This window comes from Kineococcus radiotolerans SRS30216 = ATCC BAA-149 (assembly GCF_000017305.1).
GTDB lineage: Bacteria > Actinomycetota > Actinomycetes > Actinomycetales > Kineococcaceae > Kineococcus > Kineococcus radiotolerans.
This window is the reverse complement of record NC_009664.2, coordinates 2,139,943-2,152,968: the sequence shown is the minus strand read 5'-3', so window position 1 is coordinate 2,152,968 and position 13,026 is coordinate 2,139,943. Positions and strand designations below refer to the sequence as shown.

11 protein-coding genes are annotated in these 13,026 nt (G+C 76.4%); 9 read left to right on the top strand and 2 right to left on the bottom strand.

Annotated elements, in window-relative coordinates:
• Positions 1 to 5 precede the first annotated feature (5 nt).
• The gene (locus KRAD_RS10355; RefSeq protein WP_012085522.1) at positions 6 to 944 is read right to left on the bottom strand and encodes a ribose-phosphate diphosphokinase; all 939 of its coding nucleotides are present in this window, start codon (positions 942 to 944) and stop codon (positions 6 to 8) included.
• Between the two features lie 61 nt (positions 945 to 1,005).
• On the opposite strand from KRAD_RS10355, the gene KRAD_RS10350 reads away from it, so the two are divergent.
• Positions 1,006 to 1,353: a rhodanese-like domain-containing protein gene (locus tag KRAD_RS10350; RefSeq protein ID WP_012085521.1), complete on the top strand. Its 348-nt coding sequence runs from the start codon at positions 1,006 to 1,008 to the stop codon at positions 1,351 to 1,353.
• Positions 1,354 to 1,365: 12 nt separating this feature from the next.
• On the opposite strand, the gene KRAD_RS10345 is transcribed toward KRAD_RS10350, so the two are convergent.
• A complete protein-coding gene (locus KRAD_RS10345) occupies positions 1,366 to 2,343 on the bottom strand; it encodes a glucosyl-3-phosphoglycerate synthase (RefSeq protein ID WP_238985735.1) in 978 nt (325 codons plus the stop codon).
• Positions 2,344 to 2,581: 238 nt separating this feature from the next.
• Here KRAD_RS10345 and KRAD_RS25980 point away from each other — a divergent pair, with 238 nt between their 5' ends.
• From KRAD_RS25980 to KRAD_RS10305, 8 genes are all read left to right on the top strand, one after another.
• Complete coding sequence (locus KRAD_RS25980) at positions 2,582 to 3,010, top strand: ATP-binding protein (protein ID WP_049821152.1); 429 nt, start codon at positions 2,582 to 2,584, stop codon at positions 3,008 to 3,010.
• 111 nt (positions 3,011 to 3,121) lie between these two features.
• Entirely contained in the window at positions 3,122 to 5,257 is a 2,136-nt protein-coding gene (locus tag KRAD_RS10335; protein WP_012085518.1) for a SpoIIE family protein phosphatase, read from the top strand.
• A 9-nt stretch (positions 5,258 to 5,266) separates the two neighbouring features.
• A complete protein-coding gene (locus KRAD_RS10330; protein WP_012085517.1) occupies positions 5,267 to 6,019 on the top strand; it encodes a glycosyltransferase family 2 protein in 753 nt (250 codons plus the stop codon).
• A complete protein-coding gene (locus tag KRAD_RS10325; RefSeq protein WP_157873564.1) occupies positions 6,012 to 7,472 on the top strand; it encodes an MptA/MptB family glycosyltransferase in 1,461 nt (486 codons plus the stop codon). The genes KRAD_RS10330 and KRAD_RS10325 overlap by 8 nt, the downstream gene beginning before the upstream one ends.
• 157 nt (positions 7,473 to 7,629) lie before the next feature.
• Positions 7,630 to 8,016 (top strand): helix-turn-helix transcriptional regulator, encoded by a 387-nt coding sequence (locus KRAD_RS10320; RefSeq protein WP_012085515.1) that lies wholly within the window; start codon positions 7,630 to 7,632, stop codon positions 8,014 to 8,016.
• 72 nt (positions 8,017 to 8,088) lie between these two features.
• Positions 8,089 to 10,659, top strand: coding sequence for a DEAD/DEAH box helicase (locus KRAD_RS10315; protein ID WP_012085514.1), 2,571 nt, complete (start codon positions 8,089 to 8,091; stop codon positions 10,657 to 10,659).
• Positions 10,660 to 10,697: 38 nt separating this feature from the next.
• On the top strand, positions 10,698 to 11,855 hold the full coding sequence (locus tag KRAD_RS10310; RefSeq protein WP_203417548.1) for an aminotransferase class V-fold PLP-dependent enzyme: 1,158 nt from the start codon (positions 10,698 to 10,700) through the stop codon (positions 11,853 to 11,855).
• 72 nt (positions 11,856 to 11,927) lie between these two features.
• Positions 11,928 to 12,857 (top strand): aldo/keto reductase, encoded by a 930-nt coding sequence (locus KRAD_RS10305; RefSeq protein ID WP_012085512.1) that lies wholly within the window; start codon positions 11,928 to 11,930, stop codon positions 12,855 to 12,857.
• Positions 12,858 to 13,026 lie beyond the last annotated feature (169 nt).

Sequence of the window (13,026 nt, the reverse complement as noted above, 5' to 3'; positions counted from 1 at the left end):
GGGGTTCAGTGCTGGAACAGCGCGCTGACCGACTCCCCCTCGTGGATGTGGCGGATCGCCGTCGCCAGCGCCGGGGCGATGGAGATGACCGACAGCCCCGGGCGGGGACCGCCGCGCAGCGGGACGGTGTCGGTGCAGACGACCTCGTCGATGTCGGGGTGCTTGATGAGCCGGTCCAGGGCGTCCCCGGCGAAGATGCCGTGGGTGCAGACGACGCGCACGCTGCGGACCCGCAGCTCCTTCAGCCGCGCGACGAGCTCGAACACCGTGCTGCCCTTGGCGATCTCGTCGTCGATGACGATGACGTCCTTGCCGGTCACCTCGCCGATGATGTCGGCGATGACGACGCGGTCGTCGGGGAAGCGCTGCTTGGCGCCGGCGGCGACCGAGCAGCCGAGCAGCCGGGCGAACGCGGCCGCGGGCTTCGCGTAGCCCAGGTCGGGGGAGACGACGACGGCGTTGGAGAGGTCCTCGCCGGCGAAGTGCGTCGCGAGCTGGTGCAGGGCGTGCAGGTGGTCCACGGGGACGCGGAAGAAGCCGTGCACCTGCGGGGAGTGCAGCGTCACCGCCAGGACGTGGTCGGCGCCGGCGGTCTCCAGCAGGTCCGCCACGAGGCGGCCGCCGATGGAGATGCGCCCGGTGTCCTTCTTGTCCGAGCGGGCGTACGCGTAGTGCGGCACCACGGCGGTCACGCGCCCGGCGGAGGCGTGCTTGGCCGCGTCGACCATGAGCAGCAGCTCCACGAGCGCCTCCTGCACCGGGGGGACCAGCGGCTGCACGATGTACACGTCGCGCTGGCGGCAGTTGGCCTCCAGCTGCACCTCGAGGCAGTCGTTGGAGAACCGGCTCGTGCGGGTCGGGGACAGCTCGATCCCCAGCTCCCCCGCCACCGCCCGGGCCAGCTCGGGGTGGGCCGATCCGCTGAAGAGGACGATCTCCCGCAAGCTGTCACGCACGGGGCGCCACGCTACCGCTCGCCACCGCGGGCCGTCGTAGGGTCGGGGCATGACGGACTTCCCGACCTTCGACGTGGACGGCGTCCCCACCGTCGCCGTGACCGACCTGAGCGACGACGCGGTGGTCCTCGACGTCCGCGAGGACGAGGAGTGGGCCGCGGGGCACGCCCCGGGCGCGCTGCACATCCCCATGGGCCAGGTGCCGCAGCGCCTCGGGGAGCTGCCCGAGGGGCGGGTGCTCGTCGTCTGCCGCTCCGGGGGGCGCTCCCAGCGCACCGCGCAGTGGCTGCAGCGCAACGGCCACGACGTGGTCAACGTGGACGGCGGCATGTCGGCCTGGGCCGGGGCCGGGCGCGCCATGGTGTCGGAGACCGGCCAGGAGCCGTTCGTCCGCTGAAGCCGGCGCGGCTCAGGACACCTTCGCCGCGCGCTGCCCGTACCCCGCGACCGTGATCATCGGGGGGCGCTCGGCGACGTCGAGGACGTGGGTGACCGGCGCGTAGCGGCCGTAGCCGTCGCGGGCGAACTGCGTGATCGTGGGCGCGTCGAGCGGTCCCGCCCCCGCGCGCCGGTGCACGACGTCGGTGATCTGGGTCGCCATCCGGCCCAGGGCCGCGGTGTCCTGGTGGCCGTGCCCGCGCCGGCCGAGGTCGACCTGGGCGATCGCGGACAGCCCGCGCAGCTCCAGGGTGTCGATGAGCATCGCGATCTCCACGCCGTAGCCGCCGCAGAAGGGGAGCGCCTCCAGCAGGCGCCGGCGCCCGGCGTACTCCCCGGCCAGGGGCTGGACCACCCCGGCGAGGTCGGGGTAGAAGCGGCTGATGAGCGGGCGGGCGACGAGCTCGGTGACCCGCCCCCCGGAGGTGGCGCCGGCGCCCTGGAGGGGCCGGTCGTAGCAGCCCTTGACCAGCTCGACCCCGGGGTCGGTCAGCAGCGGGCCGAGCAGCCCCGTCACCAGCTGCGGCTGCGGGTCGGTCAGGTCGGCGTCGACGAAGACCACGACGTCGCCGGTGGTGACGGCCAGCGACTTCCACAGGACCTCGCCCTTGCCCGGCCGGGAGCCGACCTCGGGCAGCACCTCGTCGCGGTGGTGGACGGTGGCGCCGGCCTCGGCGGCGGCGCGGGCGGTGCCGTCGGTGGAGCCGGAGTCCATGACGACGACCTCGTCGACGAGGCCGGTGTCCTCGGCCAGGCGGCGGACCATCGCCACCACGCGGCCCACCGTGGCCTCCTCGTCGAGGGCGGGCAGCACCACGCTGACCCGGGTCCCGGCCTTGCGGGCGCGCAGGCGCTCGATGGGCCAGTCCCGCGCGCGGGACGTCGACCGGGTGAACCAGGTCTGCACGGGCAGCTTCACGGTGACCTCCAGGGCGTGGGCGGCTCCCACCGTGGCACGGCGCCGCCGAGGGGCCCAGGGCCCGGCCGGGAAGTTCACGCGGGCGTCACGCGGGGCCCGCGCCGGGCCCGCCGCGTTTCGGGGACGTTGCCGGGAGGAGTCCGGCGGGTCTCCACCCGGGCGGGCGCACCGGGCGGCGGTGGAGGGTTTGACTTCTCCGGGCGGGGGGTACCCCGGGTCCGTCAGCAGGACCGCGAGAGAGGGAACGATGCCGACGGGAGCACGACCCGTGCCGGCCACGCACTGGGCGACCTTCGCCCACGACGCGGCGTCGGTCCCCCGGGCACGACACGTCGTCCGCACCGTCCTCGACGGCGCGGGCCTCGACGAGATGGCCACCGCCGAGATCGAGATCGTCCTCTCGGAGATCGTCGGCAACGCGGTGCGGCACGCCCGCCCGCTGACCGACGGGGCCATCCACGTCCAGTGCGAGATCACCGTGGAGGTCCGCCCCCACGTCGAGATCGCCGTGACCGACGGCGGCTCGCCCGGCCGGGCGGTCGCCAAGCGCACCGCCACCGACTCCGACACCGGCGGGCGGGGGTTGTCCATCGTCGACGGCCTCGCCGACGAGTGGGGTGTCGTCGAGGACGTCGACAACCTCAGCCGGACGGTCTGGGCGTCCTTCGGGGGACCCACCAGGAACCACCCGCACTGACCCGTTCGGTGACGATCGGTCATCGAGTCGGCACTGCGCGGTGCCGGTTCCGGTACGGTCGCCACGACCCCGCACCGGGCCGGGTCGACGACCCGGATCGGGAGGCCGCGCGTGACCTCGCCGAGCACCGGCCCGGCCCTGGAGCACCTGCACCGGACCGCCACCGAGCTCGCCGCCGCGCTCGAGGTCCGCGACGTCGTCACCGCGGTCCTGCGCACCGGGCGCGACGTGCTGCGCACCAGCACCTGCGGGGTGGCGCTGTTCGACGAGGCGCACCGCGTCCTCGTCCCCCAGGTCCCCGTCGAGGGCGACCTCACCGGGCTCGGCACCGGCCGCCCCGTCCCGCTGTCCTCGGCCACCCCCAGCGCCGAGGCCGCCCGCACCCTGCGCCCGGTGCTGCTGCGCGACCGGGCCGAGCTCGCCGCCCGCTTCGGCGCGGGACCGGGCGGGCTCAACGACAGCGTCCTCGCCCAGGGCGAGCACTCCTGGGCGATGTACCCCCTGCGCGCCCGCGGCCGCCTCCTCGGCGTCCTGCGCTTCGGCTTCACCCGCGAGGGGTCCCTCGACGAGGACGAGCAGGTCTTCGCCGCCACCCTCGCCGGGCAGTGCGCCCTCGCCCTGGAACGCGCCCGCCTCCTGCACGACGCCCGGCGCTCGGAGCTGCGCTACCGCACCCTGGCCGAGGCCGGGTCCCTCGACGTCTTCACCGCCCGCCCCGGCGAGGGCGTCACCAGCGACCTGCCCGGCTGGAGCGCCCTCACCGGCCGCGCCGACGTGCGCGGCTACGGCTGGAAGGCCGACATCCACCCCGAGGACCTGCCCGCCGTCCTCGACGCCGTCGCCACCGGGGTCGCGCAGCGCTCCGCGGTCCGGCACCGGTTCCGCCTCGCCACCCCCGGCGGCTGGCGGACGATCTCCCTCGTCGCCGTGCCCGTCCTCGCCGACCCCGCCGACCCCGGCTCCGAGGTCGTGGAGTGGGTCGGCTCCCTCGACGACGTCACCGACCGCGCCCGCGCCGCGCGCCGCACCCGCACCCTGCGGGCCCTGGCCTCCGCGCTGGCCACCGCCACCACCTACCCGCAGCTGCTCGACGGCGTCCTGCAGGTCTGCCTCGACGGGCCCGGCGCCGTGCGCGCCACCTTCGCCCTGGCCGAGAACCACGGCGAGGGCACCGGCCTGCGCGTCCACCGCATGCTCACCGACCGCGAGCGGCGCACCCACGCGCTGCCCGGCCTCGGCCTCGACGACCTCGACGTCCTCGCCGGCCCCGAGGGGACCTACCTCGTCGGCCCGGACGGGGTCGAGAGCGTGCCGGAGGTCTTCCGCGGCTTCTTCGAGGCCGCCCGCGAGGCGGGGGAGACGGCGTGGGCGGTGCTGCCGCTGACGACCCGCCGGCGCCGGCTGGGGTCGCTGACCCTCGGCTTCACCGATCCCGGGATCGACGACGAGGAGGAGCGGGAGTTCCTGCTCGCCTTCGCCCGCCAGGTGTCCACCGCCCTGGAGCGGATGCAGCTGCTGGAGGCCCAGCGCGACACCGCCACCGTCCTGCAGGAGGCCCTGCGGCCCGGGCCGCTGCCGCGGGTGGAGTGGCTGGACACCCACCGCTCGGCCACGACCAGCGCGGGCGTGGAGGTCGGCGGGGACTGGGCGGAGACCATCCCGCTCGACGGGGACCGCGTCGCCGTCGTCCTCGGCGACGTCATGGGCCGCGGGGCCCGGGCCGCGACCGTCATGGGGGAGGTCCGCACCCAGGTCCGGACCCTGGCCCTCATCGACCCCCACCCCACGGCCGTGCTGCGCGGCCTCGACGCCTGCGCCCGCTCCAGCGGCGGCGAGGACCTCGTGACGATCTTCTACGGCGTCCTCGCCCGCGACGGCCGGCTGCTGGCGGCCAGCGCCGGGCACCTCCCCCCGCTGACCTGCAGCGAGGGCCCGCACTACCTCGACGTGCCCCCCGGGGTCCCGGTGGGGGTGGAGGGCGACCCCCGCACCGACGTCCTCGACGTGCGCCTGGCCCCCGGCAGCGCGCTCGTGGTGTTCTCCGACGGGCTGGTGGAGACCCGCTCGCGCTCGCTGGAGGAGGGCCTCGACGAGGTGCTGCGCCGCTTCCGGGACGAGGCCCACGGCAGCCCGGGGGAGTTCGTCGAGGCGCTGGTGCGGGGGATGGTGGGCCCCGACGCCAGCGGCGGCGCGACCGGCGGCGCGGTCGACGACGACGTCACGGTCCTCGGGCTGCGCCTGCGCTAGCGTCGCCGCGTGCCACCCCTGCGCCCGTCCCCGACCGTCGCGGTCGTGATCCCGGCCAAGGACGAGCAGGAGCGGATCGCCGCCACCGTGCGCGCCGTCCGCTCGCTGCCGGTCGTCGACCTCGTCGTGGTCGTGGACGACGGGTCGCGCGACGCGACCTCCAAGGCCGCCCGCGACGCCGGCGCCCTCGTCGTCGCCCACCCCCGCAACCGCGGCAAGGCCGCGGCGATGACGACGGGGGCCCGCGCCGTCGCCCAGTTCGAGGCCGCCCGCCCGCGCGAGGGCCTGCGCCCGCGCCCGCTGCTGTTCGTCGACGCCGACCTGGGCGGCAGCGCCGTGGAGACCGCGCCGCTGACCGCGCCGGTGCTGGCCGGCGAGGCCGACATGACGATCGCGGTGCTGCCCCGCCAGGCCACCGCCGGCGGCGGGCGCGGCCTGGTCGTCGGGCTCGCCCGCCGCGGGACCCTCGCCGCCGCCGGCTGGTCGCCGCAGCAGCCGCTGTCGGGGATGCGCTGCCTGACCCGCGCCGCCTTCGAGGCGGCGCTGCCGCTGGCGCCGGGCTGGGGCGTGGAGACCGCGCTGACGATCGACCTGCTGCGGGCGGGGCTCCGGGTGCGGGAGGTGCCCTGCGACCTGCACCACCGGGTCACCGGCACCGACTGGCGGGCCCAGCTGCACCGGGCCGCGCAGTACCGCGACGTGGCCCGGGCCCTGGGCCGGCGCCGCCTCGCCGACGCGGTCCGCCGCGCCACCGGTGGCTGAACGCCTCGCGCCGCCCGCGGCGGGGAGCGCGGTGCCCCCGGCCCGCCTCGCCGGCGCCGGCCTGCTGGTGTGCCTGCTCGGCTGGGCCGCGGTCGCGGCGGCCGGTCCCTCCGCGGCCGTCCCGCCCCTGGGGCCGGGCTCCCCCGACCTGGGCCTGCGGCCCTCCTCCGGCCTGGTCAGCGTCCTGCTCGCGGTGTCGCTGCTGTCCGGGGGGGCCTCCCTGCTGGCGGGGTGGCGGGCCCTGTCCCGCGGCTGGCGACCGCGGCGCTACCTCCTCCTCGCCCTCGCCGGGGCGGTGCTGCTCACCCTGCTGCCCCCCGTCGGCTCCGCCGACCACCTCAGCTACGCCGCCTACGGGCGGATCGCCGCGCTGGGCGGGGACCCCTACGTCCAGCCCCCGGACACCTTCGCCGGCGGGCAGGACCCGGTGACCTCCGCCGTGCGGGACCCGTGGCGCTCGACGACGTCGGTGTACGGGCCCGTCGGCGCGCTGCTCATGGCCGCGGCCTCCCTGGGCGGCGGGGACTCGGTGCGCGCCACGGTGCTGTGCTGGCAGCTGCTCCTGCTGCTCGCCTGGCTCGCCGGCGCCCTCGGGCTGCGGGCGGCGGTGCGCGACCCCGACCGCCGCGCGCGGGCGGAGCTGCTGTGGAGCGCGAACCCGCTGCTGCTGACCGTCGGGCTCGGCGGCGCCCACGCCGACGTCCTCGCCGGCGTCGCGGCGCTGGGGACCCTGCTGCTGGCCCGCCGCCACCCGCTGTGGGCGGGGGTGGCGCTCGCCGTCGCGGTCGGCACGAAGCTGCCCTACGGCGCGGTGGCGGTGGGTGTCGTCCTCGCGGCGCTCGCCGGCGGGCACCTCACCCGCGGCTGGCTGCTGCGCGGGGCCGCGGGGGCGCTGCTGGTGCTGGTGCCCGCGCACCTGTGGGCGGGGGTCCACGCCTACGACCAGACCCGGACGGCGAGCCGCTACGTCTCCCTCGCCACGATCTGGCGCCCGCTGGTCGAGGCGGGCCTGCCGCGCGGGTACCTGCTGCCGGGCACGCTGCTGGTGATGGCCGGCGTCGCGTTCGCGTGGTGGCGGCCGCTGGTGCGCGGGGACGCCCTGGGCCGGGCCGCGGGGGTGACCACGCTGCTCGCGGCCGGCTACCTGCTGGGGGCGGCCTACGAGCTGCCCTGGTACGACCTGCTGCTGTGGGGCCCGCTGGCGCTCGCGGCGGCCACGCCGGCGCTGACCGGGGCCCTGGCCGCCCGGCTGACGCTGCTCGCGCTGGCCTACGTCCCGGGGCTGGTGGACGGCATGAGCCCCCTCGTGGAGACCCTCACCCTCGGCTACCGCCGGGAGGTCGGGCCGTGGATCTCGTGGGCGGCCCTGGTCGCGGTGGTCGTGCTGGGGGTGTCCGCGCGGCGCGGGACCGCCCGCCCCCGACCCGCCCGCCCCCGACCCGCCCGGCCCTGACCGCCCGGGCGGTCAGGGCCGGGCGGGTGGTGATCGCGGGGCGCGGTTCAGGACGGCCCCGCGCCTCCCGAACCCCCAGGGGCGGGGTCACCCGCGCCGCACCCCCGGCGGAGGAGCCGCCGGGCGGCCGAGCGGCGACGTGGGCGGGGGGAGCACCGTGGAGCGCAGCAGCGCGGCGACCGTGGACGCGGTCCGGGGACCGGAGGACCGGTGGGACGGCGCCCTGCGCGCCGTCGCCGGCGAGCGCCGCGCGGTCCTCGTGGACGCCGCCGGCCACCGCTTCGTCCTCGTCCCCGAGGACCGCCTGCGCGCCCTGGAGGCCGCTGAGCGCGGCGCCGGGCGCGCCGGGGTGAGCCTCACCGCCCGCGAGCGGGAGGTCCTGCAGATGGTCGCCGAGGCGTGCCCGGGGGCCCTCGTCGCCGAGCGCCTCGGCCTGGCCCCCAACACCGTGGCCCAGCACCTGGCCTCGGTGCGCCGCAAGTACGGCGTCCGCTCCTCGGCCACCGCCGCCGCCCTCGCCCGCCGGGACGGCCTGATCCCCTGACCGTCCCCCCGCCGTCCGGGGGCCGCCTCGGCGCACGCGCGCACCCGGCCGCGGTGCGACGATGGGCGGGCCATGACTGCCACCCCCGCCCCCGCCACCGCGACGCCCCACCTGCCCGACCTGCTGCCGCCCCCGGGCACCGACGACCCCGACGGCGTCTACGAGGCGTTCTCGACGTGGGTGACCTCGCGCGGCATCGAGCTGTACCCCGCGCAGCAGGACGCGCTCATCGAGGTGGTCGCCGGCTCCAACGTCGTGCTCGCGACCCCCACGGGCTCGGGGAAGTCGCTGGTGGCCGCCGGGGCGCACGCCGCGGCGCTGAGCGCGGGGATCCGCTCCTTCTACACGGCCCCGCTCAAGGCGCTGGTGAGCGAGAAGTTCTTCGCCCTCGTCGAGACGTTCGGCGCCGAGCGGGTCGGCATGATGACCGGCGACGCGTCGGTGAACCCGGGCGCGCCGATCGTCTGCTGCACCGCGGAGGTCCTGGCCAACGTCGCGCTGCGCTCCGGCGCGTTCGCCGACGTCGGGCAGGTCGTCATGGACGAGTTCCACTTCTACGCCGACCCCGACCGCGGCTGGGCCTGGCAGGTCCCCCTCGTCGAGCTCCCGCAGGCGCAGTTCCTGCTGATGTCGGCGACGCTGGGCGACACGACGGCGCTGCGCGAGGACCTGACCCGGCGCACCGGGCGGGCCACGGCCAGCGTCACCTCGGTGGAGCGGCCCGTGCCGCTGCACTACTCCTACGCCACGACCCCGCTGCAGGAGACCGTCGAGGAACTCCTGCACACCGACCGCGCCCCCGTCTACGTCGTGCACTCCACCCAGGCCGCGGCCGTGGAGCAGGCCCAGTCGCTGACCAGCGCGAAGATCGCCACCCGCGAGCAGCGCGACGCGATCGGCGAGGCCCTCGGCGGGTTCCGGTTCGCCGCCGGCTTCGGCAAGGTCCTCAACCGGCTGCTGCGGATGGGCGTCGGCGTCCACCACGCCGGGATGCTGCCCAAGTACCGGCGCCTGGTGGAGACCCTCGCCCAGGCCGGGCTGCTCAAGGTCATCTGCGGCACCGACACCCTCGGCGTCGGGATCAACGTCCCCATCCGCACCGTCCTGTTCGCCGGCCTCACCAAGTTCGACGGCCGCCGCAACCGGCACTACCGCGTCCGGGAGTTCCACCAGATCGCCGGGCGCGCCGGCCGCGCCGGGTTCGACACCGCCGGCACCGTCGTCGTCCAGGCCCCCGAGCACGAGGTGGAGAACGCCCGCCGCGTCGCCCGGGCCGGGGACGACCCGAAGAAGCTCAAGCGCGTCCAGCGGGTCAAGGCGCCGGAGGGTTTCGTCTCCTGGTCGCAGCAGACGATGGACAAGCTCGTCGCGGGCGAACCCGAGCAGCTCACCTCCCACTTCCGGGTCACGACCTCCATGCTGCTGAACGTCCTGCAGCGCCCGGGGAACCCGGTCGAGGCGATGCGCCACCTGCTGCTGCAGAACCACGAACCCCGCAAGAACCAGCTCAAGCACGTCCGCCGCGCCGTGGAGCTGTTCCGCGCCCTCCTCGACGCCGGCATCGTCGAGACGCTGCCCGAACCCCTGCCCGACGGGCGGCAGGTGCGGCTGGTGGGCGACCTGCAGCTGGACTTCGCCCTCAACCAGCCGCTGTCGCCGTTCGCGCTCGCCGTCATCGACGAGCTCCTCGACCCCGCGTCCCCGACCTACGCCCTCGACGTCGTGTCGGTCATCGAGTCCACCCTGGACGAGCCGATGAAGGTCCTGCTCGCGCAGCGCTCCAAGGCCAAGGGCGACGCCGTGCAGCGCATGAAGGCCGACGGTGTCGAGTACGAGGAGCGCATGGAACTGCTCGAGGACGTCGAGTGGCCGCAGCCGCTGGCGGAGGAGCTGCGCGCCGCCTACGAGACCTACCGCGCCGGGAACCCCTGGGTCGGCGACTACGAGGTGAAGCCCAAGTCCGTCGTGCGCGACATGTACGAGCGGGCCATGACGTTCGGCGACTACGTCCAGCACTACCAGCTGGCCCGGTCGGAGGGCCTCGTCCTGCGCTACCTCTCCGACGCCTACAAGGCGCTGAAGCAGACCGTGCCCGACGACGCCCGCACCGAGGAGCTCACCGACCTCGTGGAGTGGCTGGGCGAGGTCGTGCGCCAGACCGACTCCTCCCTGCTGGCCGAGTGGGAGGCGCTGCGCGACGGCGTCGACCCCGCCGACGTCCAGGACGCCGTCGTCCGCGAGGAGGAGGCCCCGCCGGTCACCGCGAACACCCGCGCGTTCCGCGTGCTGGTGCGCAACGCGGTGTTCCGGTTCGTGGAGCTGTGCGCGCTGGACCGCCCCGCCGCCCTGGCGGAGCTGGAGGGTTCCCCCGACGAGAGCACCTGGGCCGACCAGCTCGACGCCTACTACGAGGAGCACGACAGCATCGGGACCGGGCCCGACGCCCGCGGGCCGCACCTGCTCCAGGTCGACGACGGGTCCGGCCCCGAGCCGAAGGGCTCGGCGCGCCGCTGGTACGTGCGCCAGGTGCTGGAGGACCCCGCGGGCGACCGCGACTGGGCGATCGTCGCCGAGGTCGACCTCGACGCCTCCGACGAGGCCGGCACCGCGGTGCTGCAGGTCGCGGGGCTGCTGCGCCTCTGACGGGGCCGGCGCCCGGGCCGGGCTGGTTGACTGCCCGGGTGACGCTCGCGTTCTCCCTCGACCCGTCCCTGCTCCACCTCAACCACGGGTCGTTCGGGGCGGTGCCCACGGTCGCGCTGGAGCGGCAGGCGGCGTACCGGGCCGAGATGGAGGGCGCCCCGGTCCGGTTCTTCGTCGGCCTGCCCGCGCGGGTCGCGGCGGCGCGGGCCCGGGTCGCCCCCCACCTGGGGGTCGCCGTGGAGGACCTGGCGTTCGTCGCGAACGCCAGCGCCGGGGCCAGCGCCGTCTTCTCCTCCCTGCCCGTGCGGGAGGGCTGCGAGGTCGTCGTCACCGACCACGGCTACGGGGCGGTGACGATGGGCGCGCGCCGGCTCGTGCGCCGCTGGGGCGGGCGGCTGCGCACCGCCCACGTCCCCCTCGGCGCCGGGCCGGAGGAGGCGTGCGCGGCCGTCGTCGCGGAGCTGTCCGAGCGGACCGCCCTCGTCGTCGTGGACCACCTCACCTCCCCGACGGCGCGGTTCCTGCCGGTGGACCTCGTCAGCGCCGCCGCCCACGAGCGCGGGGTGCCCGTCCTCGTCGACGGCGCGCACGTCCCGCTGCTGCTGGCCGCCCCGCTGGCCGGGGTGGACTGCGACTTCTGGGTCGGCAACCTGCACAAGTTCGGGTGCGCCCCGCGCGGGACCGGCGTCCTCGTCGCCCGCGGCGACCTGCGCCGGGAGCTGAACCCGCTCATCGACTCCTGGGGCGCCGACGAGGGGTTCCCCGCCGGATTCGACCACCAGGGCACCCTCGACCTCACGAGCTGGCTCGCCGCGCCCGACGCCCTCGACGCCGTGGAGCGCGAGGTCGGCTGGGCTGCGCTGCGGGTGCGGCTGGCCGCACTGGCCCAGCACGGCGTCGACGTCGTCGCCGACGCGTTCTCCGCCCTCACCGGGGAGGACCACCGCGTCGAGGTGGGGATGCCGGCCGGGCCGCTGCGGCTAGTGCGGCTGCCCGGCCGCCTCGGCCTGGGACCCGGCGGCGGCAACGCCGTGCGGGACCGGGCGCTGGCCGAGCTGGGCGTCGAGGCCGCCTTCACCGCCTTCGGCGGCCAGGGCTTCGTGCGCCTGTCCGCCCACGCCTACAACACCCCCGACGACTACGAGGACTTCGCCCGGCGGTGCGTGCCCGCGCTCGTGGCGTGGTCCCGTGGTTGAGTTCCTCCCGTGCAGACGACGACGTTGAACAGGACACTGGGCAGGACCGGCGCGAGCGTCGGGGCGATCGGGATGGGTTGCTGGCAGATCGGCGGCAGCTGGGGCGACGTGGCGGAGGACGCCGCGATGGAGACCCTGCGCGCCGCCGCGGACGCGGGGGTCACCTTCTTCGACACCGCCGACGTCTACGGCGACGGCCGCAGCGAGAAGCTGCTGGGCCGCTTCCTCCCCGACGCCCCCGAGGGGGTGTTCGTGGCCACCAAGATGGGCCGGCGCGCGGACCCGCACGAGGCGGGCGCCTACACGCTGGACAACTTCCGCGCCTGGAACGACCGCAGCCGCGAGAACCTGGGCGTCGACACCCTCGACCTCGTGCAGCTGCACTGCCCGCCGCCGGCCGTCCTGGGCACCGACGCCGTCTACGACGCCCTCGACACCCTCGTCGCCGAGGGCCGCACCCGCGCCTACGGCGTCTCGGTGGAGACCGTCGCGGAGGGGCTGGCCGCCGTGGCGCGCCCCAACGTCGCCAGCGTGCAGATCATCCTCAACCCGCTGCGGCTCAAGCCCGTCACCGAGTTCCTGCCCGCCGCGGCCGAGGCCGGCGTCGGGGTCGTCGTGCGGGTGCCGCTGGCCTCGGGCCTGCTCACGGGCAAGATCGACGAGAACACCACCTTCGCCGCCGACGACCACCGCGCCTTCAACCGCAACGGCGAGGCCTTCGACGTCGGCGAGACCTTCGCCGGGGTCCCCTTCCCCGTCGGTCTGCAGGCCGCCCGCCGCCTCGCCGAGGTCGCCGGGGACGTCCCCCTAGCCGCCTTCACGCTGCGCTGGATCGTCGAGCAGCCCGGCGTCAGCGTCGTCATCCCCGGCGCCCGCAACCCCGAGCAGGCTCGCGCCAACGCCGCCGCGGCGCAGCTGCCGGCCCCCACCGCCGACCAGCTCGAGGCCGTCCGGGAGGTCTACCGCGACCTCGTGGCCGAGCACGTCCACGACCGCTGGTGACCTCCCCGGAAGTTCTTCCCCGGGAGGTGTAACACCGGGGCGGGTGGTGCCGATGTGTCGTGCGAGCCCGGGGGGAGCGGGGCTCGGTGGTCGGGGGGCCGCCGGGCACGCGCTGGGCTCGCAGGGGGGAACCGCGGTGTCGCGTCCGGTGGTCGGGGGGCTGACCACC

Coding starts and splice junctions, on each gene's coding strand:
- KRAD_RS10350 (WP_012085521.1), top strand. CDS start 1,006: ATGACGGACTTCCCGACCTTCGACGTGGACGGCGTCCCCACCGTCGCC.
- KRAD_RS10315 (WP_012085514.1), top strand. CDS start 8,089: ATGACTGCCACCCCCGCCCCCGCCACCGCGACGCCCCACCTGCCCGAC.
- KRAD_RS10305 (WP_012085512.1), top strand. CDS start 11,928: ATGGGTTGCTGGCAGATCGGCGGCAGCTGGGGCGACGTGGCGGAGGAC.